General features: G+C 57.6%; 21 protein-coding genes and 1 riboswitch. Of the genes, 13 read left to right on the top strand and 8 right to left on the bottom strand.

Annotation, left to right across the window (positions count from 1 at the left end; all coding sequences use genetic code 11):
• Positions 1-205 precede the first annotated feature (205 nt).
• The 6 genes from DXD77_RS02015 to DXD77_RS01990 all read left to right on the top strand — a co-directional run bounded on the left by DXD77_RS02015 (position 206) and on the right by DXD77_RS01990 (position 9570).
• Positions 206-1585: an ATP-binding protein gene (locus DXD77_RS02015; RefSeq protein WP_117647550.1), complete on the top strand. Its 1380-nt coding sequence runs from the start codon at positions 206-208 to the stop codon at positions 1583-1585.
• 657 nt (positions 1586-2242) lie between these two features.
• Complete coding sequence (locus tag DXD77_RS02010) at positions 2243-3448, top strand: ATP-binding protein (RefSeq protein ID WP_233506699.1); 1206 nt, start codon at positions 2243-2245, stop codon at positions 3446-3448.
• Positions 3449-3904: 456 nt separating this feature from the next.
• Positions 3905-4639, top strand: coding sequence for a 3'-5' exonuclease (locus DXD77_RS02005; RefSeq protein WP_158549074.1), 735 nt, complete (start codon positions 3905-3907; stop codon positions 4637-4639).
• 209 nt (positions 4640-4848) lie between these two features.
• Complete coding sequence (locus tag DXD77_RS02000; RefSeq protein WP_117647544.1) at positions 4849-8049, top strand: HsdR family type I site-specific deoxyribonuclease; 3201 nt, start codon at positions 4849-4851, stop codon at positions 8047-8049.
• A complete protein-coding gene (locus DXD77_RS01995; protein ID WP_233506697.1) occupies positions 8046-8663 on the top strand; it encodes a restriction endonuclease subunit S in 618 nt (205 codons plus the stop codon). The genes DXD77_RS02000 and DXD77_RS01995 overlap by 4 nt, the downstream gene beginning before the upstream one ends.
• Complete coding sequence (locus tag DXD77_RS01990; protein ID WP_117647542.1) at positions 8644-9570, top strand: site-specific integrase; 927 nt, start codon at positions 8644-8646, stop codon at positions 9568-9570. The genes DXD77_RS01995 and DXD77_RS01990 overlap by 20 nt, the downstream gene beginning before the upstream one ends.
• Here the strand turns inward: DXD77_RS01990 and DXD77_RS01985 are convergent.
• A complete protein-coding gene (locus DXD77_RS01985; protein WP_255413155.1) occupies positions 9567-10142 on the bottom strand; it encodes a restriction endonuclease subunit S in 576 nt (191 codons plus the stop codon). The genes DXD77_RS01990 and DXD77_RS01985 overlap by 4 nt on opposite strands.
• Here DXD77_RS01985 and DXD77_RS01980 point away from each other — a divergent pair.
• Positions 10095-11213 carry a restriction endonuclease subunit S gene (locus DXD77_RS01980; RefSeq protein ID WP_369831493.1) on the top strand — a complete coding sequence of 373 codons (1119 nt, stop codon included), beginning with the start codon at positions 10095-10097 and terminating at the stop codon, positions 11211-11213. The two genes, DXD77_RS01985 and DXD77_RS01980, sit on opposite strands and share 48 nt — an antisense overlap.
• 71 nt (positions 11214-11284) lie before the next feature.
• Here the strand turns inward: DXD77_RS01980 and DXD77_RS01975 are convergent, their stop codons facing one another.
• From DXD77_RS01975 to DXD77_RS01955, 5 genes are all read right to left on the bottom strand, one after another.
• Complete coding sequence (locus DXD77_RS01975) at positions 11285-12457, bottom strand: restriction endonuclease subunit S (protein ID WP_199408984.1); 1173 nt, start codon at positions 12455-12457, stop codon at positions 11285-11287.
• A 1-nt stretch (position 12458) separates the two neighbouring features.
• The gene (locus DXD77_RS01970) at positions 12459-15020 is read right to left on the bottom strand and encodes a type I restriction-modification system subunit M (RefSeq protein WP_117647534.1); all 2562 of its coding nucleotides are present in this window, start codon (positions 15018-15020) and stop codon (positions 12459-12461) included.
• Entirely contained in the window at positions 15021-15854 is an 834-nt protein-coding gene (locus DXD77_RS01965) for a GIY-YIG nuclease family protein (protein ID WP_117647532.1), read from the bottom strand. It abuts the gene before it with no gap.
• Between the two features lie 2 nt (positions 15855-15856).
• Positions 15857-16069, bottom strand: a complete 213-nt coding sequence (locus DXD77_RS01960; RefSeq protein ID WP_233506695.1) for a YlcI/YnfO family protein — start codon at positions 16067-16069, stop codon at positions 15857-15859.
• 180 nt (positions 16070-16249) lie between these two features.
• Positions 16250-16672, bottom strand: coding sequence for a hypothetical protein (locus DXD77_RS01955; protein ID WP_117647528.1), 423 nt, complete (start codon positions 16670-16672; stop codon positions 16250-16252).
• Between the two features lie 8 nt (positions 16673-16680).
• Positions 16681-16771: riboswitch (SAM riboswitch) on the bottom strand.
• A 269-nt stretch (positions 16772-17040) separates the two neighbouring features.
• Between DXD77_RS01955 and DXD77_RS01950 the strand changes: the two genes are divergently transcribed.
• Positions 17041-18363: an ATP-binding protein gene (locus DXD77_RS01950; protein ID WP_117635330.1), complete on the top strand. Its 1323-nt coding sequence runs from the start codon at positions 17041-17043 to the stop codon at positions 18361-18363.
• Between the two features lie 37 nt (positions 18364-18400).
• Here DXD77_RS01950 and DXD77_RS10340 read toward each other — a convergent pair whose 3' ends face one another.
• Positions 18401-19387, bottom strand: a complete 987-nt coding sequence (locus DXD77_RS10340) for a hypothetical protein (RefSeq protein WP_158549072.1) — start codon at positions 19385-19387, stop codon at positions 18401-18403.
• A gap of 123 nt (positions 19388-19510) precedes the next feature.
• Positions 19511-20164, bottom strand: coding sequence for a transcriptional regulator (locus DXD77_RS01935; protein WP_117647522.1), 654 nt, complete (start codon positions 20162-20164; stop codon positions 19511-19513).
• 277 nt (positions 20165-20441) lie between these two features.
• Between DXD77_RS01935 and dpaL the strand changes: the two genes are divergently transcribed.
• The 5 genes from dpaL (at position 20442) to hydA (ending at position 26825) form a co-directional block, all read left to right on the top strand.
• Entirely contained in the window at positions 20442-21656 is a 1215-nt protein-coding gene (dpaL, locus tag DXD77_RS01930) for a diaminopropionate ammonia-lyase (RefSeq protein WP_055252227.1), read from the top strand.
• A 237-nt stretch (positions 21657-21893) separates the two neighbouring features.
• On the top strand, positions 21894-23279 hold the full coding sequence (locus DXD77_RS01925) for a YgeY family selenium metabolism-linked hydrolase (protein WP_117564174.1): 1386 nt from the start codon (positions 21894-21896) through the stop codon (positions 23277-23279).
• A 201-nt stretch (positions 23280-23480) separates the two neighbouring features.
• Positions 23481-24683, top strand: a complete 1203-nt coding sequence (gene ygeW, locus DXD77_RS01920) for a knotted carbamoyltransferase YgeW (RefSeq protein WP_117564175.1) — start codon at positions 23481-23483, stop codon at positions 24681-24683.
• 150 nt (positions 24684-24833) lie between these two features.
• Entirely contained in the window at positions 24834-25448 is a 615-nt protein-coding gene (locus DXD77_RS01915; protein WP_158548926.1) for a nucleotidyltransferase family protein, read from the top strand.
• Positions 25449-25457: 9 nt separating this feature from the next.
• On the top strand, positions 25458-26825 hold the full coding sequence (gene hydA / locus DXD77_RS01910; protein WP_117564177.1) for a dihydropyrimidinase: 1368 nt from the start codon (positions 25458-25460) through the stop codon (positions 26823-26825).
• Positions 26826-26843 lie beyond the last annotated feature (18 nt).

The raw sequence follows: 26843 nt of genomic DNA, 5'->3' as shown, positions 1-26843 counted from the left end.
AATGGGACGCGCTTTCCGGAACGCCCCTCAACCGGAAACTGCGTCCCAGACTTCGGCCCCAGAGTGGGATGTATTTTCCGGAACAGTCCACGTGCGGTGGTGTAACGTCCCTTTTGCGTGGCCCGCTTGTCGAATTACGTTATAGCTAGCTATATTATAGGAAGGTATAATATAGCTAGCTATAACGTAAAGGAAGGATGGCCCTATGTTTATCGGAAGAACAGCGGAAATGTCCGAGCTCAATCGACTGTATGGCACGGGCTCCTTTGAGATGCCTGTGATTTACGGCCGCCGTCGCGTGGGTAAAACACGCCTTATCACGGAGTTCATCCAAGGCAAGAAGGCTATTTACTTTCAAGCACGTCGTACCAATGCAGAGGCAAACCTGCACGGCTTTAGCCAGGCGATACTTGCAGGCTCGGTTGGTGCTGCAGGCGTGTCGTTTCGTAGTTTTGACGAGGCGTTCGATGCATTGGCCACCATGGCCCGCACGGAACGTTTGATTGTCGTGATTGACGAGTATCCCTATCTCGCTCAATCAAATTCCGAGATCAGCTCGTTGCTGCAAGACAAGATCGATCACTTGTACAAAAAGACCAAGCTCATGCTTATCCTGTGCGGGTCGTCTCTTTCGTTTATGGAAGAACAGGTGCTGGGCTACGAGAGCCCGCTATACGGTAGGCGTACGGCTCAGTTTAAGATCATGCCGCTCGATTTTACGACGACCCTCGGTCTGTGGCAGGGCATGGAGCGCGAAGATGCAGCGGTTTGCTACGGCATGACGGGCGGCATTCCCGCATATATCGAGAAAGTCGATCCTGCCGCACCGCTCAAGGACAACATCAAACGTCTTTTTCTTACTCCTACAGGCTATCTCTTTGAGGAGCCGAGTAACCTGCTATTGCAAGAGTGCCGCAATCCCGAGCAATATGATGCGATCGTGCAAGCAATTGCTCAGGGGCGCTCGAAGATCTCGGAGATTGCGAGCTCTACGGGAATCCCTGCGAGCAACGTAAAGAGCTATGTGGATAAGCTAGCGTCGCTTGGGATTGTCGAGCGCGAGCTGCCCCTAAACGAGACGAGCAATAAGCGAGCCGTGTATCTGCTGAGCGACCATATGTTTAGGTTCTGGTACAAGTTTGTTCCGCAGAACATTGGGCCGATTCAAAACGATATGGCTGAGATGGCGTATAAGCGCATTGAGCCGCACATATCGGATTACATGGGTACGGTCTTTGAGCTTATATGCAGACAATACGTGTACGAACTCGCGCGCGCGGGCCAGCTCGATGTGGTTCCGGCGAGCGTCGGGCGCTGGTGGGGGACGGATAATCGCACGCATACGCAGGAAGAAATCGACTTGATTGTTGACGATGGCGAGGGCACTGCGCTGTTTGCGGAGTGCAAATGGCGCAATGAGCCGGTAGGCGAAGACGTGCTGCAAAAGCTCGTGCATCGAAGCGAGCTCTTTAGACGGCAACGAAAAAGCTATGCACTTTTCTCAAAAAGCGGCTTTACGCAGGGATGTCGGGATGCCGCGGAGAGCAGGGGAGACGTTAAGTTGATCTCCTTTGCCGAGATGTGAGGGCGGAGATAACCAAGCGCGCTCTGATGTGATGCTCGGAATGGGACGCGCTTTCCGGATCGGCCCTCAAACGGAAGCTGCGTCCCGGAATCATGCCTCAGAATGGGATGCGTCCCAGATTTTGGCTCCAAACCGGGATGCGCTTTCCCGGCGGCGTCTCTGGTGGAAATTGCACCCCGGAATGAGCGCTCAGAGTGGGACATGCTTTCCTAACGAGGCCGCATGCGGAAACTACGTCCCGGATTCGATGCTCAGGACGGGATGCCGTTTCCGATAGAGGCATGGGGTGGAAAGCCTCCCATTTCTAATGTTCAAGAAATGGGAGGCAGCTCCATCGCGAGCCGGGGCCTTTTGTTTGGAGCGGAGGCAGCATCCCGGAATTCGGGCAATTCGGTGGTCAGGGGTTGAGCGAGTGTCGCGCTAAGGATGCCAAGCGTAAAACCTTCAATGAAAATAGCGTAAAAACTGCATCTGCCATGGCGTAAAAACTACATTGAATGTAGCGTAAAATCAGCATTGAGAATGGCGTAATTTCACATATCGCGTGATAGAGAGGGACGGCCGTCTATGGATGCACCAAAGAGATTGACCCAAAAGGGATATAGGCCCCGGCTCATAGAGGAGCGCCTCGACACCCTTATGCGGGCATTTGGCTGTGTGGAGATCAACGGTCCCAAATGGTGCGGCAAGACCTGGACGGCGCTCTCTCGCTCGGCGAGCGTCTCCAGGCTCGATGAGCCTGCGCAGCGCGCGGCGGCAGAGGTCGACCCAAGCCTGGCGCTCATCGGCGATGCGCCACACCTGGTCGATGAATGGCAGGAGGTGCCCGAGGTTTGGGATGCCGCTCGGCGCTTCGTGGACGCGAGCGGCAACGAACGCGGGACACTTTTGCTCACGGGCTCGACCGCGCTCAAAAGCGAGGAGCGCAGCCATGTTCGTCATTCCGGCACGGGTAGGATCGCCCGTCTGTCAATGCGCCCCATGGCCCTGTGCGAGTCGGGCGACGGCGAGCCGCTCGTGTCACTGGCAAGCCTCTTTAAGGGCGAGGGTTTTGCCCCTCAGCATCGCGAGAGCACGGTGGATGACGTCGCCCGCTGGTGCTGCAGGGGCGGTTGGCCTGCAAACCTTGGGCTTTCGGAAGAGCTTGCGCGAGAGACGGCAAGCCAGTACGTGCACTCGGTGCTCGACGTTAACGTGCTGGATGAGGGCATGTCGCCCGAGCTTGCACACGGCCTTTTGCGAGCTCTTGCCATGAACGAGAGCCAGGCCGTCACGTACAAGACGCTCATAAAGGACGCCTCGTACGGTGAGGCGGGCCCCGACGAGAGGACCATCGCTGCGTACTTGGACCTCTTCAACAGGCTCAAGCTGACCGAGGACCTGTGCGGATGGGAGCCGCCCATGCGCTCGAAGGCCCGCGTTCGCGTGCGCCCCAAGCGCTACTTCTGTGACCCGTCACTTGCGGCGGCGTTGCTGGGGGCTACCCCTGAGCGGCTGCTTGGCGATATGCAAACGTTGGGGATGCTCTTTGAGAACCTCGTTCTGCGCGACGTGCGCGTGTTCCTTTCCACCTACGGCGGTGTCGACAACAGTGTCCATTATTTCCGAGATGAGAAGGGCCTTGAGGTCGATCTGATCGTTGAGCACGACGGGCGCTGGGGAGCCATCGAGGTCAAGCTGAGTGATGCGAAAGCAGACGATGGAGCGAGAAATCTCAAGGCGCTGGAGAGGAAAGTGCTCTCCAATCCTGCCGCCCAGAATGCCGCGCCGGCGTTTTTGGCGGTCGTGGTTGGAAAGGGGAGCATTGCCTACACACGCGACGACGGCGTGGCGGTGATCCCCATGGCGGCACTTGGGGCGTAGTGGTTTTGCGGGCGTGCCGTGCTTCCTTTACCGAAAATCCATTTGGTAAACCAGATGCTCGCGGATAGAATAAAGTCGACGGCAGCCAAGTGGTGAAGAGCTGGGCAGCGCCGTTGCTTGGTCAAGAGGTCAGTGCCTTAATGGCAGCGACTTGTTATGCTTCGAATGCTGCTTGAGTGCCTCGGAAAGTTCGATAAGCGCCGTGAAGAGCAAGACCAAAGCAACCAAGAGCTCTGTGAGCTCTGATGGGCCCGGGATGACCGCTGATTCAAGTCACCGGGCCTAAACCTTTTTTATGCATTTGAATAGAGCAGGCGACTCCCTTGGGGCCGTCTGTATGGCGTGTGCCTGGCGTATGGCATTGCGCCCCGCTTTTATGTCCGCGCGACCGCCTATTCTTACGGCAATGTAGCCGCCTATGAAACGAGCGGCAGTTGACGGAGAAAGGCCCTGACCGTGCCAGACAAAAAGACGCCGTGTATCTCGGCTATCGATACGACGAACTTTGCGCGCCAGATTGTGCTGGACTTTGAGTTTGCGCCGGTGCCAAAGCAGCGCCAGCGACGTGGGCTGCGCAATGAGATTATCGAGGTTGGCGCCGTCAAGCTCGATTACCACGGCAACGTTATAGGCGAGTTCTCGCAGTTTGTGCAGACAGAATTTACCGAAGGCGTTGCGTTCCCCGTCCGCGAGCTCACAGGGATATCGGCCGTGGATACCGCGATGGCCGATCCGCTCTATGTGGTGATCGAAAGGCTCAGCGATTGGATCGGTCGCTACTCCGCCCAGGTGGTTTGCTGGAGCGGGGCGGATTGTCGACAGCTTTTGACCGAGTGCCAGGCAAAACACATCGGCCTTGCCGCATTTCCGACGGACTGGGCTGACTTGCAGGCGTTTTACACCTCGATCATGGACGTGGGCAGCCACGGGTGCGTCTCGCTGGGCGACGCGGCAACGTGGTTTGGCATCGAGTTTGACGAGTCGACGGGCCACGCCCACAGCGCCCTAGCCGATGCGCGCGTAACCGCCAAGTTGCTCAAACAGATGATGGACGGGGACTACCGTGTGAGCCCGCACGCCCAGGAGATCCGCCAGCGGTGGGGGATGGGCGAGCGATCCCAGACGCGCCTTTCCAGCAAGTGCCCCGAGCTGGGCGACCTGCTATTGAGACTTAAGGCGGAGGGGAGGTAGGGGCAGACGGCCATCCGGAGGCGTCTGATTGGCGGCCCCTCGGGGCTTGCCCGTACGTAGGCAATGTGCCGAATGCTCGCCATCGAAATTTATCGATGGCCTATTTCAGACTGTAATGGGCCTGAGCCATCCCGGGGAAATTGCCGCGTGACCTATAATGTTTGGAACAGTTAAATGCGCTTTTTGCAATTGTGCAGATAGGTTTTGCTATGGTTTTCGATAAAGAGGCTTCGTTCGAAGAAGCGGTCATAACCGTGCTGAAGCAGCACGGCTGGGACGATGCGGGAGGTGTGCTTCGCTATCCCACCGAGCAGGACCTCATCGACAACTGGGCGAAGATTCTGTTCCAGAACAACGCCGACATAGACCGCCTGAACGGCTGTCCGCTCACCCAGAGCGAGATGGCACAGGTCATCGAACAAATCGAAACGCTCAAGACCCCGCTCGCGCTAAACGGGTTTATCAATGGGAAGACCGTTGCCATCACACGCGACAACCCCGACGATGTGCTTCATCTAGGCAGAGAGGTGAGCCTAAAGATCTACGATCGCCAGGAGATTGCAGCCGGTCAGAGCCGCTACCAGATTGCTCAACAGCCGGTTTATCCTGCTAAAAGCAAAATCCTTAACGATCGTCGCGGTGATCTATGCCTGCTCATCAACGGCATGCCCGTCATCCATATCGAGCTTAAGCGCAGCGGCGTGCCCGTAAGCCAGGCAACCGGCCAGATTGAAAAATACGCGCACGAAGGTGTGTTCACGGGACTCTTCCGCCTGGTGCAGATCTTCGTGGGAATGACCCCTGACGAGGCGCGGTACTTCGCCAACCCCGGAGCGGGTGCGTTTAACCCCAACTTCTTCTTCCACTGGGAGGACTTCAACAACGAGCCCGTCTGTGCGGGCGACAAACCTGGAGCCGACGAATGGAAGCGATTCACCTCCACGCTGCTCTCCATTCCTATGGCGCACCAGCTCATCGGCTTCTACACCGTGGCCGACAGCTCGGACGGCTGCCTGAAGGTCATGCGCAGCTACCAGTACTACGCGGCCGCCGCCATATCCGACAAGGTGCGCAGGTGCAAATGGGACGAGAGACCCAAGAGCAGTACCCCGGGGCGTCCCGGCGGTTACATATGGCATACCACCGGCTCCGGCAAGACCATGACGAGCTTCAAATCTGCCCAGCTCATAGCTGACTCGCGCGACGCCGACAAGGTGATCTTTCTCATGGACCGCATCGAGTTGGGCACGCAGTCGCTCTCCGAGTACCGCGCGTTCGCAGACGACGCCGACGACGTGCAGGGGACCGAGAACACGCAGGTGCTGAAGTCGAAGCTCGCGAGCGACGACCCCAAGAACCGCCTCATCGTGACCTCTATCCAGAAGATGAGCAACGTGAAGGCTGGCGAGGGCAGAATCACCCAGGCGGAACTCAACCGCCTAGCTTCCAAACGGATCGTGTTCGTCATCGACGAGTGCCACCGCTCCACTTTCGGCGAGATGCTCCAGGACATACGTCACGCGTTCCCCAACGCGCTGTTCTTCGGCTTCACAGGTACGCCGATTCTCGACGAGAACCAGAAGAAGGGCTCCACCACCGCCATGGTGTTCGGCGAGTGTCTGCACCGTTACAGCATCGCAGACGGCATCCGCGACGGCAACGTCCTGGGCTTCGACCCATATATGGTGACGACCTTCGACGACCACGACGTGCGCGAGGCGGTCGCCCTAGAGCAAGCGAAAGCCGCAACAGTAGCCGAAGCCATCTTCGACGATCGAAAGAGCAAGGTCTTCTACTACTATATGGACTCGGCAAAGGTCCCCATGGGACCGATGGTCGACAGCGCCGGCAACCGCATCAAGGGCATCGAGGATTTCCTCACCCGCGCCCAATACTGGCCCGACACTCCGCACCACGAAAAGGTCGTAGAGGATATCCTGCGCCGTTTCCCGGTGCTCTCCCACGGCAACAAGTTCCATGCAATCTTGGCGACGAGCTCCATTCCAGAGGCGATTGACTATTACCGAGCCTTCAAGGAACGCGCCCCGCAGATGAAGGTGACCGCCCTTTTCGACCCGAGCATTGACAACAGCGCCGGCTCTACGGTGAAGGAAGATGCCCTGGTCGAGCTCATAGAAGACTACAACAAGGCATACGGCCAGGAGTACACCATCCCTACATGGCCCGCCATGAAGAAGGACATCTCGGCGCGCCTTTCTCACAAGAAGCCCTACGTCAACGTCGACTCCAACCGCGACTCTCGTATCGACCTGCTCATCGTAGTGGACCAGATGCTCACGGGCTTCGACTCCAAATGGCTCAACACGCTCTACCTCGACAAGGTCATCGACTACGAGAGCATCATCCAGGCGTTCAGCCGTACGAATCGCCTGTTCGGCCCCGACAAGCCCTTCGGCACGATCCGCTATTACCGTCATCCCCACACCATGAAGGGCTATATCGAAGCGGCAGTGAAGCTGTATTCGGGAGACCGACCGCTCGACATGTTTGTCCAGAAGCTACCGGAGAATATCGCGTTGATGGACGCGTGCCTTCGGGAGATACTCATGGTCTTCGAAGCAGCTGGCGTAGGAGACCTCTCCAGGCTCCCCGCATCGCAGGAAGCCAGGCGCAAGTTCGCCAAGGAGTTCGTTGAGCTCAACGAGTTCCTTGAGGCCGCGAAGGTGCAGGGCTTCACATGGGAGCAGGACACCTACGAGTTTGAGGAGGAGCCGGAGGAAGGCGAGCCGAGGGGCAAGTCCTTCTTCGTGCAACCGGTCATCGACGAGCGGACCTATCTCATTCTCGTGCAGCGCTACAAGGAGTTGTTCGCAGGAGGGGACGGGCCTGGCGACGCGCCCGAGGCGCCCTACGAGCTCGATGGTCATATAACCGAGATCGACACGGGGCTCATAGACAGCGACTACATGAACGCGAACTTCGAGAAGTGGCTGAAATGCCTTGAGCAGGATGACGAGGGTCTTGCCGCCGCGCGCGAGGAGCTCCACCGATCGTTCGCGTCCCTAAGCCAGGATGACCAGCGCTTCGCCGAGCTGTTCCTTCACGATGTCGAGCGAGGGGACGTCGCCCTGGAAGATGGCAAGACGTTGAGGGATTACATCACGTCCTATGCCCGCAAGGCGAAAAACGCTCAAGTCGAGCGAATCGTCGAGGCGCTCGGCATAGACGGCGGGCTTCTTGCCACCATGGCTGCGCTTGACCTGACGGAATCGAACATTAACGAGTTCGGACGCTTCGACGATTTGAAGGACTCGGTGGACAAGGCGCGCGCCAAGGCCTTCTTTGAGCAGAAGGAAGGCAGGACGCTTCCCCTGTTCAAGGTGAACACCCGTGCGGCTGCACTGTTGAAGAAGTTCATCCTGGAAGGCGGTTTCGACATCGACGAATGAGCGGCTTTTTTGAACAGGCGAAATCGAAAGTTTGTCTATCTGAGGGGACGCATGCGACCATGCGTCCCCTCGTTTCAACTTGGGAACAGCGTAAGTTGGGAGAATTTGGTTCGGTTGCGATGTGCAAGCGCATCTACAAAGAGCAAACCTCGGAGCAGGGCGATGTTCCGTTCTTTAAGATTGGAACTTTTGGTGCGGATCCAGATGCCTTCATCTCCAATGAGCTGTTTGACTACTTCAAGCGTACCTATCCGTATCCAACTCCGGGTACGTTATTGATATCGGCTGCAGGAAGTATTGGGCGAGTTGTTGAATACCAAGGTGAAAAGGCATATTTTCAAGACTCAAACATTGTTTGGCTCGAACACGATCATAGATTGAACGATACGTTTCTCAAGCCTTTATATTCGCAAATTGAATGGGGCTTAGAAGGCAGCACGATTAAGCGACTTTACAACAAGGACTTACTGAGTGCAGAAGTCACTATTCCAGGCAGTGGAGAGCAAAAAGAAATCGGCCGGTTCTTTGCCAAGCTCGACGACCTCATCACCCTTCATCAGCGTGAGCCAACTCACATGATGAAAGAGGGTAAAAATGCCAATTGTTATCAATGAAGAATCTCTTTTCTGCGACTACTACTCGCAATGGATTAGCGTCTACAAAGAAGGGGCCATCCGTGAGGTCACCATGGGAAAGTACCGGCTCACGCAGTCTTGGCTTGCCAAGCTGATTCCAGACCTCAAGATAAAAGATCTCGACCGGACCTCGTACCAGCAGCTCATCAATGGTTACGCAGAACACCACGAGCGCCAGACAACCATGGACTTCCACCATCAGCTTAAGGGGGCGATCCTTGATGCAGTTGACGAAGGACTCATTCCCCGCGACCCTACGCGCAAGGCCATCATCAAAGGGAAACAGCCGCGGGCGAAAAAGATCAAGTATCTCAACCAGTTTGAGCTTCATGCCATGCTCGGTGACCTTGATTTATCAGGCGGGCCGAGTTGGGATTGGCTTATTCTGATAGTCGCTAAAACGGGCTTGCGCTTCTCCGAGGCCCTTGGACTTACTCCCGAAGACTTTGACTTCGCCCATCAAACGCTCTCGGTGAACAAGACTTGGGATTACAAGAACGGTGGCGGATTCGTCCCCACGAAAAACGCCTCATCGATGCGGAAGGTTCAACTCGACTGGCAACTCATCATGCAACTTTCTGGACTGCTCAAAGACCTTCCGCCGACCGAGCCCATATTTGTGAAGGGGAAAGTCTATAACTCGACGGCTAACAGCGTTTTGGCGCACCACTGCAAAAATGTTGGCGTGCCCACCATATCCGTCCATGGACTGCGGCATACGCACGCATCACTTCTACTGTTCGCCGGTGTCTCTATCGCCAGCGTGTCCCGAAGGCTCGGCCATGCAAGCATGACCACCACTCAGGAAACCTATCTGCACGTCATTCAAGAGCTCGAGAACAAGGACATTGACATCGTCATGAGGGCTCTTTCGACTCTTATTTAACCTGTATCAGCAAACCGTGGCTCACGCTGATGAAGGGTGATGAGGGAATCAAGATTGAGAACAACCGATGATATGCGCTTTTGCTCGCTTTCCGACGGGTAAGAGATCTCAACTTCAGCGATGTCGTTGCCATGGACGTGTACGACCGATTTTCCTTGTGCCCGCCTTGCCAAATCATCATGGGCTTTGCTGTGCGTTATGGCAAGTGCGGTGTAGTCCGGATCGAGCTTGCCTGTCGGGGTGACGACGTTCAAATCACCACCCAAAATGATTCCTGACCTGCGCACGGATGATGCGACGGCGATATCTTCTGCCGTCTCACCGGATGCAGGAACGATCACTTCGTTGCCCCTTGAAAGAATCGATCCATCCTGCTCAACGGTAAAAGTGTCTACTTCCTCGATACGCGATTCGTATTGGGTATACAGGCGTCCATATAAGATTAGTGGGGTGCCGGCATCCCTAATGTCAGCTTTGCTGTATCCATGTCCCTTAGAAAACGTGCATAGCTCTCCCAACTTACGCTGTTCCCAAGATGGAGTCGTCCAATTTGGATAACCGCTTGGGAACAGCGTAAGTTGGGGGAGCTGTTTGTCGAAAGCGATGAGCGCTCCTCAACCGAAGAAATCCTGTCGGTTAGCGTAGCCAACGGTATCTATCCGGCATCCGAATCCGAAAGAGACACCAATCCTGGCGCAAGCATCGCCAATTATAAGATTGTTCGCGTCGGGGACATCGTGTACAACAGCATGCGCATGTGGCAGGGCGCGGTCGGTTCAAGCAGGTACAACGGTATCGTAAGCCCAGCTTATGTGGTTGCAAAGCCTGTAGTCGAGCTTGACTCGACTTGCTTTGGCTACCTGTTGAAGAGGCCTGAATTGCTTTACAAATACCTCTGCAACTCTCAGGGCAATTCCAAAGATACGCAAACTCTGAGGTACGAACGTTTCGCTGAAATTACGGCTGAAGTACCATCGACCATCGAAGAACAGCGAGCAATATCTGATTGTCTAGAGGGTCTCGACAACCTCATCGCCCTTCATCAGCGTAAGTGCCGATACCGTGGCTTATGCGGGTATCTTTCTTGGGAACAGCGTAAGTTGGGGGATGTCGGCAAAAAAGTAACTACCAAGAATGCTGACGGTGCTTTGAATGAGACATTTACAAACTCTGCTGAGCGCGGGATTGTTAGCCAACTCGATTATTTTGACCACGACATCACTAACGAAGCAAACGCAAATGGGTATTACGTCGTGCATCCAAATGATTTCGTGTATAACCCCCGCATTTCTACCATCGCGCCATGTGGGCCAATTAATAGAAATCGCCTGAACAGAACGGGTGTCATGTCGCCGCTATACACGGTTTTTTCTATTGATGACGGTGTTTGCAAGACGTATCTTGAGCACTATTTCAAAACATCTAGATGGCACGACTTCATGTTTCTTGAGGGTAATACAGGCGCACGATCAGACAGGTTCTCCATTTCTGACTCGATGTTCTTTGAGATGCCGATTTGGTGTCCGTCTTTAGCCGAGCAGGAAGCAATTGCACAGCAACTGGAGTTGACTGATAACCTCATCACCCTTCATCAGCGACAGCGGCAAGAAGGCGATGACGTCTTATGTCTCGGTCGCAAATAGTAAAAACCGTCGATTCGGCCAATGCGAATCGACGGTTTCAGGGATCACAGAGTGATGCCTGTGTCAAAAAACTAAACGAACATCTTATCTAAAAGCGATTTCTTCATATTCTTCAGTAAATCCAACTTACGCTGATGAAGGGTGATGAGGTTAGCGAGATGGAGGAAAACCAATCCGACAGCCTCCTGTTCGCGCATGGAGGGCATCAAGAGAACAACATCGGCTAAGGTATCCTGCGACACATTGATATGTTGAGCGCCCTGAGCTCTGTGAGTAATTTGCTCGCGAATTAAAGAGGAACCAAGAAGATATTTAATGAAAATGGGGTTATACTCATCGACTTTTTTACCTCTTATCACGAATCCTCCGAAAGCGGATGGAACATGCTGGTCAAGATACACGTTCGACGTTCCGGCATCCTCCTGATTTTCCGAGCTGCGCTGAAACAGTACATCACCGTACTCAACACAATAGCGGCTAGCTTCTTCGTAATTTAGGCGAGCTTTGCCCCTTACTGTCTCGTGCGTAATGAATTCATCATCAAGAACATCCATGACACTGATAAGCGGAATCCCGCTTCCAAATGACTCGCTGGAGCCATTAAAACCATTTTGGAAAAGAAGCAGTTCCCCCAACTTACGCTGTTCCCAAGGGTCAGTGAAACCTTCGAAGCGGATTTCGGGCTCGGTCTCGCCGGGTTTCGGAAACATCTTGTCGAGCATCGATTTCTTCACCGTGCACAGCTTTTCGTGCTTACGCTGATGAAGGGTGATGAGGGTGTCGAGGTTGTTAAAAAACTCGCCGAGCTGGCTCTGTTCGTTAAAACTTGGAACAAGTGCGATCGTTTCGTTAATTGCTTCTTTAGATAAACTGGGCAACCCAGTTGATTCATCTTTGGATTTCCAATCAACATTCAAGAAGGAGCAATGAACGAATTCAAGGTCAATGTCCGATTTTGGAATCGCATAAAACAGCGTGTCAACCGTCCAAAATGGAGCCTTTAGCAAATACGGTTTGTCGATTGTTCCCTTCCTGCCGATACCAACAGCATCGCGATCGTGAGACAAAGCCTCGTCAACGCTCGTCATAAAACCACCGGTTCCATAGACGGGAATGGAGCCTTCTTTGAGATGCTTGTAATCCTTACCACTGCAAACATCGACGACATCCAAGAACTTACGCTGTTCCCAAGGGTCAGTGAAACCCTCGAAGCGGATTTCTGGGGTATTTTGTTTCTCTACCATGCTACTCACCGCCCAACAGCTTGCGCAGCTCGGCGATGCCAGCCATGTCGTACTCATTGCCCGTAAGCTGCCCCAGCATGTCTGCTAGCTGGCTTTCTGCATCATCTATCTGGTTGCACACGTCCGAGTAGGTTGTCGCGTATTTGGCGTTGAGCGCAGCTACCTTCGCGATGAAGTCGCTCACGACAGTTTCGGGAAGAGCCTGGAGCTCGGCCTGCAACGGCTCTATCCACTTGGCAACCAATAGGTCATCGAGCTGGGCATCGGTCAGGCCCTCGATGACTTCCTTGGTCGTCTCCTCAAGAGCCACTCTCGCTTCCTTGTTTACCTTCTTGAGGCTTTTCTCCTCATCGAACAACGCCTGCGCACGAACCAGACCTTGCTCAAAATCGTTTTCGGGGTGCTTTCCGATAGCCTTCACAGCCTTCTTGAGCTCAGTCGCCACAAACGAACCTTCGTCGTTGACAGCAGCGGAAGACCCCTTGTCCTCCTCATCGAAACTCTCGAGAATCTCGTCTATTTCCTGCGATATCTCGCCTAGACGGGAATCACGGGAAGTGATCTCCTTGACGTCTTCGGCAAGCAGGTGCTCTTGCACAAGCGCAAACGGCAGGATGCGGCCAGCCCAGCCGTCCTGCACCTCGACGTCTTTGCCGTTCTTCTTTTTGACCACCATGTTCGGGTCTACCTTGCGCACGGCGGTTTTCCCCTCGGTCTGGATGACCTCCAGATCGCCAGAGATTCCCACCCAGGCATCGTCGAGCGCCTGGTAGGCGTCGTAGCTGTCGACCAGGGCCATGCCCGTCAGTGCGTCTTTCAATAGCGCCGCGATGACCTCTTCCTCCGCCACGGTATCAACTTCATCGGCGCCGTCTACCAAGCGGCTTCGCAGCGTGGCAGGTAAATGGCTTATCGCATTACGGTATCCGTCCAGAAAGGCACGGACATCGGCGTTTTCCTTCGCCGCTTGCGCAACGTTGTCGGTCGCGGGCACAAGACACGATCCACCAGCGTCACGGTAGAGTTGCCCTTTGAGGCTCGGCCATACCTTCCAATAGCGCTCGAGCGCGTCGACCTCGGCCTTCGGCACGCCGCCGAACATGGTGGCATACACGTCCCAGCTTTCGGCGGCCGTGCTCGAGTCCACATAGCGCGGGATGTTGAGGTTATAGTCGTTGGCGCGGATCTCGTCGATGGGAACCAGGCGGCTGAACTTGTCGACGGTCGCGTTCGTTGTCACAGCGTCGACGATACGCTTGATGTCACTTGCCCGCAGCTTGTTGTTCTTGCCTTCTTTCACGAAGTGCTTGGAAGCGTCCACGACCAGCACGTCGCTGCTCTCGCGCTGCTTGCGGAGTACCATGACGATTGTCGGGATGCCGGTGCCGAAGAAAATGTTGGCGGGAAGCCCGATAATTGCCTGAATATGGCGGTTCTCCACCAGGTTCTTGCGGATGGTGCCCTCCTCGCCGCCGCGGAACAGCACGCCATGGGGCAGAACGATGCACATGATGCCGTCGGGGCGCAAGTGGTACAAATCATGCAAGAGGAAGGCATAGTCGGCTTTGGATTTGGGGGCAACGCCGAACTTGAAGCGCGGATCGAGTTCTTTGTCTTCCGGATCCCAGTTTTGGGAGTAGGGCGGATTCGACACCACGGCATCGACGAACAGTGGATTGTAGGTCTCATCCTTGTTCTCGACCGTATCGAACCAGGGCCAATCGTCTTCGAGCGTATCGCCATTGCGTGCCACGATGTTGTCGGGGAGTATTCCGCGCATGACCAGATTCATGCGTGTGAGGTTGTATGTGTTCTCCTTAAGCTCCTGCGCATAATACTTGATGGAGTTCGGGTCGCCGTTGCGTCGCGCCACTGCCTTGCCGATATTGATAAGCAGCGAGCCCGATCCGCTCGTGGGGTCGTAGATGGTGATGTTCTCGCGTCCGGCCAGGTGCCACGAGACAATCTCGCTCATGAGCATGGACACCTCGTGCGGCGTGTAGAACTCGCCGGCTTTCTTACCGGCGTTGGCGGCGAAGTTGCTGATGAGGTACTCGTAGATGAAGCCGAGCACGTCGTAGTCTTGGCGACCGTCCATCGGGATGTCCTTGATGAGGTAGATGAGATCGCGAGCGGCCTTGGACTGGCTCCGCGCGTCGGTGCCGAGTTTGGAGAGACCGGTCTGCAACGTGTCGAAGATGCCGTCGAAGACACGCTTGCGGGCGGGATCGATGTTGCGGCTAAAGGCAGAGAGGGCGTCGCGAACATTCGAAATATCGAAGTCGCCGCCCTTGGCGACCCAGGTGGAGAAGAGGTTCTCGTAGGCGATGAAGTAGCCGCACTCGCCCTTGACGAACTCGACCGTCTCCTCCTCGTCTTCCACCAGGCTGGGCAGGTCCTCCTCTGCGAAGTCGCGCGCCTTCAGGCGGGTGACCTCGGTCTCGGATAGGAACTTGTAGAAGATGAATCCCAGAATGTAATCCTTGTACTCGTTTGCCTCGATCTTGGATCGCATCTTGTTGGCGGACTCCCATATCTTGGAGGCCAGCTGCTGCTTGTTCATCTAGTTTTCCTCACTTCTATAGACTTGGTTGAGTGTTTCTCCGTCGTCGCTTACCCATTCGGTCCAGCCGTTCTGGCTGCTGCCGAGCACAAACACCGCCGCGGCGCTGGGCGTCGGAAACTCGAGATCTTCGGCGAGCTCTGCGATACCGCCCGAATCGCCGAAGATCTTCCTGCGTGCGGCCGCGACGGCCGCGTTTTTCAGCACGGGTCTCGAGAGGTTCACTTTCGAGCCAGCGAGCACGGTGAAGTGCCCGGTGGCCTTGTCGTAGCGCCCCGCCCCGCGTATGCCATTCTTCTTCGTGTGGAAGATTGCCGGCGCACCCGCGGGGCCCTGGTCGACCCTGTCGAGGTCGTACCCCAGAGCCGCCATCCTGAAGAGGATCCTCTCGTGCAAGCGCTCGACGGCCTCTTCCTTGTACGGGTCGACGTAGGGCTTGGGCGTCGCCGAGTTGTCGGTCTCGTACGAGCCGTGGGTACGCACGTAATCGATGGCCTTCGCCTCGAGAACGTCCAGTGCGTCCCTGCTGATGTTCTGGTCGTCATCGAGGAACATAACGGCCTTGTTCCAGAACTCCTTCTTCGCCTTGTGCGCGTCGAGCCGGGCGATGCCCTGGGTCGTCTGCCCCGCGTAGACGCGGGTCACGTTGCCGTGGTCCTCGTCGAGCAGGTAGTAGACGCCGCGCTGCGGGATATTCGGCAGCGACTTCGCCTCGGCGAGGTCTTCCCTCGGAACGACGACGGTCACAAGCGACTCGCCGTCGATCCGGCAGATGCGGATGCGGTCCGGCTGCGCGTCTATGAGCTGGACGGTGAGGGTCTTGACCCTGATCATGCTCACGCCCCCTTCTTCGCGAGCTCTTCGATCATGCAGGTGCGTACGAAGGCGGAGAAGCTCATGCCTCGCAGCGCCGCCTCCTCCTTCGCAGCGTCACGCAGGGTATCGGGGATGCGCAGGGTCACGGAGACCTGGTCGCCGTCCACTAGGAAGCTCCTGATCTCGGTCTCGTCGGGGTTGCTCTTGATGAGCTGCTTGTAGCTATCGGGCATCTGCGCTCCCATCGCTCGAAATGCAATACAAATACGTTTACAGAATTATAGCGTTGCATTGCTGGCGACTGTTGAGGCGAACGGGTGAACGGCAATATGGTCAGGCGTGGAATCGAAGAGTCAGGCAGGGACAATCCTGCCAACAACGATGTCGTGGTCTCGCGTGGCGGGTGCGTTCGCTTACACTCCCGCAATCCCACGCGCCGCGCTCAGCAGCTCGTACTCCCTTTGGCTCCACTGGTGCAGCTCGGCCGCGCGAACGGCATCGCGGCACAGGTCCAGGAATACCTCGGCTCCCTCGCAGAAACACTCACGGGCAAAGACGCCGGATCCGTCCGCAACGCACGCGCCGTCGGCGAAGAGCTTCCAGCTGGACGGCTCACGCGAGTCATCTCCAAGAAGCTTAATCTGCAACACATGCGGATTGCCGGCAGCGCAGAGCTCTTCCTCGAGTACCTGCACCGTAAAGCGTATCTGGTGGGAGAGGCTGCTCTTGACCATGGCGGAGGCGTAGCCATTTGGCTTATCCAGAAGATGCATTCGTTTTGGCTTGGCTACCAGGTTGTGGAAGTTGCGCTCACTGCGCACGGAGAAATTGTCCATACGGACTCCTTTCATCGATGTTGGCAGGGCCACCGTGCCTCTTGGCCGGTTGGCGTCGGGATCGTGGAGCCAACTCTCTACCCCGACTCTGGATAAAACGCGCCCGCTCCTTGCTGGCACGATGGAGTCTCTCAGCGCGCGCGGACACAAATCAAGCGCCGCCTGCGAAATGATGTGCAGACGGCGCTTGATTTCGCCGGCTGCTGTTAGGCTTAAATCCGAAAAAGTGTCGAAATATCCCGTGTAAAAGTACGGAAAAGTGTCGTAATACACACTTCAAAATCTCGAAAAAGTGTCGAAATGAGCATCTAGCAACCACGGAAAAGTGTATCCTAGTGCTAAAACAGCACGTAATAAGGGGTGCGCTTATGCTACAGAGAAAAGCGAAAGCACAGTTTGAATCTTGGCTTGCCTCGTCGCCTAACAAGGCTCTTTTGGTCAAGGGCGCCCGACAGGTAGGAAAGTCATATTTGGTCAACGTCTTTGCAAATGAATCGTTCGAAAATGTCGTGACGTTCGACCTTATCGCCGACGCGTCCGTGCGCGATTCGTTTTTGGCGGCGAAAAGTGCGGATGATCTGCTTATGCGTATGTCTATTGCTGCAACGCAGCCGATGGTTGCGAACAAGACCGTTGTGGTTATCGACGAGGTGCAGCGATGCCCCAACGTGGTGACGTTTATCAAATATCTGGTCCAGCGCGGCGACTTTCGATACATCCTTACCGGATCGCTCCTTGGCGTTGAGCTCGAGGGCATCGATTCCCTGCCGGTGGGGTATGTCGAGCAGGTCCAGATGTACCCGCTCGACTTTGAGGAGTTTTGCTGGGCAAATGGCGTTGGTGCCAGCGTGTTTGACATGCTCAGGGGCTGTCTAAAGAATGAGGGGGAGCTTCCCGGCTATCTGTATGACCGCTTGCTCGATCTGTTCCATCAGTATGTGGTGGTGGGAGGCATGCCCGACGCGGTCAATTCCTTCTTGGCGACGCGCAATGTCGACGAGGTTCGAAACATCCACCGCGATCTTCACGCCCTGTATCGCGATGACATCGCAAAGTACGCTCCGCCCGAGCTGCGCTTGGTTATTCGCGATATCTATGATCTGATTCCCAGCGAGGCCGGTTCCAAAAACAAGCGATTCAAACTGTCATCGATTAACGGTGTCAAACGTTTTTCGCAGGTGACAGATCATTTCCTCTGGCTATCGGAGGCGGGTGTCGCGCTTCCTGTGTATAACGTAACGGCGCCCGTGGCACCCCTTTTATTGGGGGAGCAACGAAATCTGTTTAAGCTGTTTTACTTGGACACCGGAATGCTTATGTCGTCGTATTCCAAAAGGGTCGCCCAAGGCGTTTTTGATGGGGAGGCAGAAGGCCCCTTTGGCATGAATATGGGGGCGGCATTCGAGGGCTTCGTTGCCCAAGAGCTCAAAGCCCACGGATTTAGATTGCGCTACTTTACGTCCAAAAAGGTCGGTGAGCTCGATTTTGTGGAAGAGACGTTCGATGGGGAAGTGCTCGCCATCGAGGTCAAATCGGGCAAGAGTTTTAAGTCCCACGCGGCGCTCGATAACGCACTGGCAACGAAGGGCTACGGAATCGATCGCGCCCTGGTACTTGCGGAATGTAATCTTCACCGCGATGGTGACGTGCTGTATCTGCCCATCTTTATGGCAGGGCTTTTGGAGCCGTAACGTGCCGCCGACTCTTCCGACCCTCCCTTAGCCCTCGCTACTCGTCGTCCCCGTCGTTGGGGTCGCCCTTGAGGGTGTTGATGTCCAGATACTCGTTATCGTCCTCTTTTTGCTGGGTCTCCGACTCCGCTTGGGTGGGGCCGGAGAACAGCCGGAATCCCTCAAACGCAATGACGCCGAGCAGGGCAATGATAATGGCGATAAAGGCAACCTTGACTGCCTGCGGAAATTCCGAGAAACGCAGCGCCTTTTCCGTGGCGTAATAATCGGCGAAGCGCTCTTCGCCCGTGCTTTTGGTATACGCCGGCGCGGACGCGGCCTCCGGGTCATATTCCGGTGCAGGCGTGGCAGCGTACGGATCGTTGAGATAATCGCTCGATGCGGTGCCATAATCTTCGGTCTCGATGCGACCGGTGTCAGCATAGCCATCGGAATAATCGGAATATGCCGCACCGCCCTCATAATCCGCGGCGCTCGTGTTGGCGGCAAAAAGCGGGTTAACTGGAACATCGAGCGCCGGCATGCCGGTAGAGGTCTCATCCAGATCGGCTGCAGCCCAGAAATCGTAGGCAACCTGATGGGCAACGGGCTCATCGAGCCTTGTGACCGGAGGCTTGCGTGCCGCAGGAACAGGCAACTGCTGGGCGCTGTACATAACGGTGCTGTCGGCCGATTTGCCCTGCGTCGCCGCAGCGAGAAATGCCGCCGTCTCGGACGGGTCGCTTGCGGGGCGGGGAGTGGGCGTGGGCGCCGAAATGGGTGCGGGCGCAGACGCGGGCGTCGAAACAGGCGGCTGCGCAGGAGTCGGCGCAGATGCGGGCTTAGGCGCAAGTGCGGGATTGGGGCTTGACGGGCGAGCCCCACCGCCCATGAGTTCGTCGGCGGTCCACGGGCGATCATCCATCACGTCGTCAAGGCTCAGCGAAAACAGGTCGTCTTCACCCTCATCGAACATGCGGTGCACATGTCCACCAATTGCCGGAATCAATCCGCGACCGGTGCATGATGCCTTGCTCAACGCCATTCTGTTCCACCCTTTCGAAATACTAATGACATCGATTATATGGAACTTCCCAAGCGGCTCGGTCTTGGATTCGAGCTTTCCAGAACTCGCGCCCAAAAGGGGAGGGGCAATCTAGGCGAGTGCCTACTTGTCGTCGGCCGCCGCCTTGGCCTCATTGAGGTAGCTATAGAAGCTGTACTTGGAGATGCCAAAGAACTCGCAGGCGCGCTCGCTCGACTTGGAAATGAGGAAGGCGCCGCGACGGTCGAGGTAGCCAATGGCGCGAATGCGCTCATCTTTGGTCATGAGTGCCGCGGGCTTGCCCACAAACTGTTCGCACTCGTGCAGCAGGTCCTCGAGCAGGTCGCCGATGTTCTTGGTAATGGGCTCGGGCTCGGTGTAACCCGTGCCGCCGGTGCCGGTAAAGGCGTCGAGCGAACGCTCAAAAGCCTTCATAAGCGTAATGTCAAAGTTGATGCCCAAAATGCCGACGGGCTTGCCCTCATCGTTGCGGATAAAGATGGTCGAGGACTTGAGCAGCTTGCCATCGGCGGTTTTGGTGAGGTACGGCTCGCGGTCGTGCACGTCGGCGGTGCCCTCGTGCATGGATTCAAGCACAATATGGCTGGGGCCGTCACCCAGTTTGCGCCCGCTGACGTGGCCGTTTTCGATCACTACGATGGAGCGGTCCACGTCCTCGGTCTCCAGGTCGTGGACGACGACTTCGCAGTTGGGGCCAAATTGGAGCGCCAGGCCGTGTGCAAGGCGCTTGTAGAACTCAATCTGTGCGGGGGTCATGGGTGCCTTCCTAAAAATTAGTTTGGGCTCACTGTGCCATAAACCCCACTTGTTCGCAAATAACGAAAGCGTCGCTGTGTTATGTGACCGTTCGGCGGCGAAAAGGTACCGATTACGGCAACAAACAATTTGTTAGGTTTTCCAATCAAAAAGTGTGATAGAACAGTGCTAACAAACTTTTTGTTTGGCATCCACATAAAAGTTCAGCCGTGTGAATGGGATCGGGCTGAAACGCGTATGCGGGGGCCGGCAAGAGAGAACTTAAGGAGTTCACCGTATGGCCGATAAGATCCAGTGGGCGGGCAACACGATGCCCAAGAGCGATGACAAGCACTTGGGAATCATGAGCCTCGACCACGTGAAGAAGGCCCGCGCCTTCCACCAGTCGTTCCCCCAGTACACCGTCACTCCGCTTGCCCGCCTGGATGGCCAGGCCGCGCGCCTGGGCCTGTCCAACCTGTGCGTTAAGGACGAGAGCTATCGCTTTGGCCTCAACGCCTTTAAGGTCCTGGGCGGTTCGTTTGCCATGGCCAACTACATTGCCGACGAGACCGGCAAGGACGTTGCCGAGTGCACCTTCGATTACCTGACCTCCGATCAGCTTGCCAAGGACTTTGGCCAGGCTACCTTCTTTACCGCCACCGACGGCAACCATGGCCGCGGCGTGGCATGGGCTGCCAACAAGCTGGGCCAGAAGGCCGTCGTGCACATGCCCAAGGGTTCCACCAAGCCACGCTTCGATAACATCGCCGCCGAGGGCGCCACGGTGACCATCGAAGAGGTCAACTACGACGAGTGCGTGCGCATGGCCGCCGCCGAGGCCGATGCCTGCGAGCGCGGCGTCATCGTTCAGGACACCGCCTGGGAGGGCTACGAGAAGATCCCGTCCTGGATCATGGAGGGCTACGGCACCATGGCTTCCGAGGCTGCCGAGCAGCTGCGCGAGATGGCCATCAACCGCCCGACGCACGTGTTTGTCCAGGCTGGCGTGGGTTCGCTCGCCGGCGCCGTGGTGGGCTACTTCACCAACCTGTATCCCGATAACCCGCCCACCTTCGTCGTGGTCGAGTGCGCGCCTGCCGCCTGCCTGTACAAGGGCGCTGCCGCCGGCGACGGCGACCCGCGCATCGTGGACGGCGACATGCCCTCCATCATGGCCGGCCTGTGCTGCGGCGAGCCCAACATCTTGGGCTGGGATATCCTGCGCAACCACACCACCGCCTTCGTGTCCTGCCCCGACTGGGTCACCGCTCGCGGCATGCGCACCCTGGGCGCTCCCGAGAAGGGCGACCCGCGCGTCATCTCCGGCGAGTCCGGTGCTGTGACCACTGGCCTGGTCGAGACCCTCATGCTCGACCCCGAGTACGCCGAGCTCAAGGAGCTCATCGGCCTGGACAAGACGAGCTCCGTGCTCTGCTTCTCCACCGAGGGCGACACCGATCCGGATCAGTACCGTCGCATCGTCTGGGAGGGCGAGTACCCGACTTGCTAGCAGGCTGACCTGTCCGGAGGCAGCCGGAGGACTTTACTCCCTGCTCGGACAGTCCTGCTCGCACGGAGAGCACATTAAGTGCTCTCCGGCTCGTGCGGAACTCGCGACGGAGCAAAGTCCTCCGTCCGCCTCCTATGGTTGCTTGCTTGCCGGGTGCTCGACCTCACGCTGCTTGGCACAAGTGATCTATCTGAAATATCTACCTGTAGGTAAACCCTTGTAGAAAGGTTGACTGTTATGACTAAGGAACTCGATTTCGAGGCAATTAAAAACGCTGCGGAGTCTCACCGTGCTGATATGACTCGCTTCCTGCGCGCCATGATCTCTCACCCCTCTGAGTCCTGCGAGGAGGGTGAGGTTGTCGCTTGCATCAAGGCCGAGATGGAGAGCCTTGGCTATGACGAGGTCAAGGTCGACGGCCTGGGCAACGTCATGGGCTTTATGGGCGAGGGCGACAAGATCATCGCCATCGACTCTCACATCGACACCGTCGGTATCGGCAACATCGAGAACTGGGACGCCGATCCCTATGAGGGCTACGAGACCGACGAGATCATCTACGGCCGCGGCGGCTCCGACCAGGAGGGTGGCATGGCTTCTGCTACCTACGCTGCCAAGATGATGAAGGACATGGGCCTCATCCCCGAGGGCTACAAGATCATGGTCGTCGGCACCGTCCAGGAAGAGGACTGCGACGGCATGTGCTGGCAGTACATCTACAACAAGGACGGCATTAAGCCCGAGTTCGTCATTTCCACCGAGCCCACCGACGGCGGCATCTATCGCGGTCACCGCGGCCGCATGGAGATCCGCGTCGACGTTCACGGCACCTCCTGCCACGGCTCCGCTCCCGACCGCGGCGACAACGCCATTTACAAGATGGCCGACATCATCGCCGACGTCCGCGCCCTCAACAACAACGGCTGCGACGAGTCGACCGACATCAAGGGCCTCGTCAAGATGCTCGACCCCAAGTACAACCCCGAGCACTTCGAGGATGCCCGCTTCCTGGGCCGCGGCACCTGCACCGTCAGCCAGATCTTCTACACCAGCCCCAGCCGCTGCGCTGTCGCTGACTCCTGCGCCATCTCCATCGACCGTCGCATGACCGCCGGCGAGACCTGGGAGTCCTGCCTGGACGAGATTCGCAACCTGCCGGCCGCCAAGAAGTACGGCGACGACGTGAAGGTCTCCATGTACATGTACGACCGTCCGTCCTGGACCGGCGAGGTTTACGAGACCGAGGCTTACTTCCCCACGTGGATCAACAAGGAGACCGCTCCGCACGTCAAGGCCCTCGTCGACGCCCACAAGGCCATGTTCGGTGACGAGCGCATCGGCTGCGAGCCCAGCATGGACAAGCGCACCGGTCGTCCGCTGTGCGACAAGTGGACCTTCTCCACGAACTGCGTTTCCATCCAGGGCCGCTATGGCATCCCCTGCGTCGGCTTCGGCCCGGGTGCCGAGTCTCAGGCTCACGCTCCCAACGAGGTCACCTACAAGGACGACCTGGTCACCGCTGCCGCCATGTATGTGGCTGCCCTGAACCTCTACGATCCGAGCCAGGCCGATGGCGACGCCACCGTGTTCCGCGCCGGTCTGACCAACAACAAGATCGATTAGTCCCATTCCTCGATCTTGTTGAGCCGGGGGCCGCTCGTGTCCCCGGCACCCCCTGTTGACTTGGGGCCCGTGGTCGTTATCTCCCATGCTTCCTCAACGGTAGCGGGTCCTCGTCATAGTGCTCTGCATGTTCTAGCCACACGCGCATGCCGGAGCGCATCTACTCATTGCGATCGTTTCATCTTTGGAAAGGATATTTACATGGACGCCAAGTTTACCGAGCTCGTCGAGCAGCTGAACGGCCTCGATTTTAAGGGCATGTACGGCAGCGACTTCCTGCACACCTGGGACAAGACCACCGATGAGCTCAAGGCTCTCTACATCGTCGCCGACGCTCTGCGCGAGCTGCGCGAGAACAACGTCTCTTCCAAGATCTTCGATTCGGGTCTGGCTGTCTCGCTGTTCCGCGACAACTCCACCCGTACGCGCTTCTCCTTCTCTAAGGCCGCCAACCTGCTCGGTCTTGAGCTGCAGGACCTGGACGAGAAGAAGTCCCAGATCGCTCACGGCGAGACCGTCCGCGAGACCGCTACCATGATCTCCTTCATGGCCGACGTCATCGGCATCCGCGACGACATGTACATCGGCAAGGGCGACGCCTACATGGCCGAGGTCTCCGAGTCTGTCCAGCAGGCCTACGAGGACGGCGTTCTGGATCACCGTCCCACGCTCATCTCCTTGCAGTCCGACTCCGATCACCCCACGCAGTCCTCTGCCGACATGCTCTACCTCATCAACGAGTTTGGCGGCCTCGAGAACCTCAAGGGCAAGAAGGTTGCCGTCACCTGGGCCTACTCGCCCTCTTACGGCAAGCCGCTGTCCTGTCCGCAGTCGCTGATCAGCCTGCTGCCCCGTTTTGGCATGGACGTCACTTTGGCCCACCCCGAGGGCTACGACCTCATGCCCGAGGTCGTCGAGCGCGCCAAGGGCTACGCCGCCGAGTCCGGCACCACCTTTAAGCAGGTCAACACCATGGCCGAGGCCTTCGAGGGCGCCGACATCGTGATCCCCAAGAGCTGGGCTCCGTTTGCCGCCATGGAGAAGCGTACCAACCTGTACGCGGAGGGCGACGACGCCGGCATCGCAGCGCTCGAGAAGGAGCTGCTCGCTCAGAACGCCACCCATCAGGACTGGTGCTCCACGACCGAGCTCATGGAGAAGACCGCCAACGGCCAGGACACTATCTTTATGCACCCGCTGCCCGCCGACATCTCCGGTGTCTCCTGCGAGCGCGGCGAGGTCAACGCCGACGTCTTTGACATGCACCGCGTGGGCATGTACAAGGAGGCCAGCTACAAGCCGTACGCCATCGCAGCCATGATGTTCCTGCAGAAGGTTGCCGATCCCGCCGCTACCCTCAAGGCCCTCGACGAGCGCAACACCGCCCGTTGGTTCCAGGCCTAAAGCCGCGCTGAGGTAAGCCATGTAAAGGGGGCGCTCTGCCAACCGGCGGGGTGCCCCTTTTTGCATCGTGGGCGTGCGGGATAAGCGCTTTCGATGTAGATGCCCCGCGACGCGAGTTATGGGTACGATGGTTTCAGGGGAGGTATCGCCATGAAACTTGGTTGCGTCATTATGGCTTCGGGCGAGGGCAAGCGATTTGGCTCTAACAAGATGCTCGCCGATATCTATGGCGAGCCGCTGATTGCCCGGACCATTGATTCGGTTCCCCGGGGCTTTGACGTCGTGGTTTCGACGCGTTGGCCCGAGGCCGCTCAGATTTGTGATGACAAGCATTGCCCGTGCGTGCTGCACGATGGCGAGCTGCGCAGCGAAAGCGTCCGTGCGGGCCTTTCGTGGGGAGTCGAACGCAACTGGAAAGGTTGCCTCTTTTTGCCGGGTGACCAGCCGCTCGTGAGTTCGGATTCTTTTGAGGCTATGGTTCGTGCATTTGACGAGCGTGGCCGCAGGCATCCGGTGCGTCTTGCGTGCAACGGTGAGCCTTCGAGCCCGGTGCTCTTCCCAAGGCAACTGTTCCCTTCGCTCATGCTTCTCGAGGGCAAGGACGGTGGTGGGTCGATTCTCAAGGGCCGCACCGACGTTGCGTTGGTTGAGGCACGTGCCTACGAGCTGTGGGACGTCGATACCGCCAAGGGACAGCGACGCATAACGGAGCATATCGCCGCCTGCTCGTATTTTGATCGCGTGGCCAACTGCATCAATCAATAAGGAGCAATTATGATCATCATCAAAAACGGCGCGCTCGTGACGCCCCAGGGGCTTCGCCGCGCCGATCTTGCCATGGATGGCGATAAGATCGTGCGGATCGCCGCGGCGATTGAGCCGGCCGAGGGCGATACCGTCGAGGATGCCGCGGGCTGCTGGGTGTTCCCAGGCTTTATCGATGGGCACACGCACATGCAGTGCTGGACTGGCATGGACTGGACGGCCGATAGCTTTGAGACCGGCACACGTGCGGCTGCCTGCGGCGGCACGACGACCATTGTGGATTACGCCACGGCCGATCGCGGTGTGACCATGCCCGATGCCTTGGCCGAGTGGCATCGCCGCGCCGACGGAACCTGCACGGCCAACTACGCCTTTCATATGGCGCTCGCCGAGTGGAACGAGCGCAACCGCGCCGATCTCTCTGCCATGCGCGAGGCGGGCGTATCGTCGTTCAAGACCTACTTTGCCTACGATCATTTGCGCTTGGACGATGCCGAGACGCTCGAGGTGCTGGAGGAGCTCAAGCGCGTGGGCGGTATCCTGTGCGTGCATTGCGAGAACGGCACGCTGGTGAACGAGCTGCAGAAGCGCGTGTTTGAGCAGGGTATCCACGGGCCCGAGGGACATGCTCTCAGCCGTCCGGATGTGTGCGAGGCCGAGGCCGTGAGCCGTCTGCTGTATCTGGCGCATCTGGCCGGCGACGCACCGGTCAACGTGGTGCACCTTTCGACCAAGCTGGGGCTCGAGACCATCCGTGCCGCCAAGGCGCGCGGGCAGAAGAATATCTATGTCGAGACCTGCCCTCAGTATCTGATGCTCGACGATACGTGCTACTTGGAGCAGGGCGAGGACGGCTTTGCGGGCGCCAAGTATGTGATGAGCCCGCCGCTGCGCCATGCGGGTGATCGTGCGGCACTGCGCGAGGCGCTTGTGGCCGGCGAGATCGATACGATTGCGACCGACCACTGCAGCTTTAACCTGCACGGGCAAAAGGATCGCGGGCGCGACGACTTCCGCGCGATTCCCAACGGCGGACCCGGTGTGGAGCATCGCCCCGTCGCGATCGCCACGAGCTTTGAGGGACAGCTGGGCCCCGAGGATCTGTGCCGCCTGATGAGCGAGAACCCGGCGCGCGTCTTTGGCATGTATCCGCGCAAGGGCTGTCTTGCCGAGGGCTCCGATGCCGACGTGTGCGTGTGGGATCCCAAGGCGCGCTGGACCATTCGCGCGGCGACGCAGCATCAGGCTGTGGACTACACGCCGCTCGAGGGCTTTGAGGCGCACGGCCGCGCCAAGGCCGTGTTTGTGAACGGCGTACTGGCTGCGCGCGACGGCGAGCCCACCGGAGCCCAGCCCGGCCGCTACGTCCCCCGCTAGCAGAAAGGGCGCCGGGGT

This window comes from Collinsella sp. TM09-10AT (assembly GCF_003436275.1).
GTDB lineage: Bacteria > Actinomycetota > Coriobacteriia > Coriobacteriales > Coriobacteriaceae > Collinsella.
This window is presented reverse-complemented; position numbering and strand designations above follow the sequence as displayed.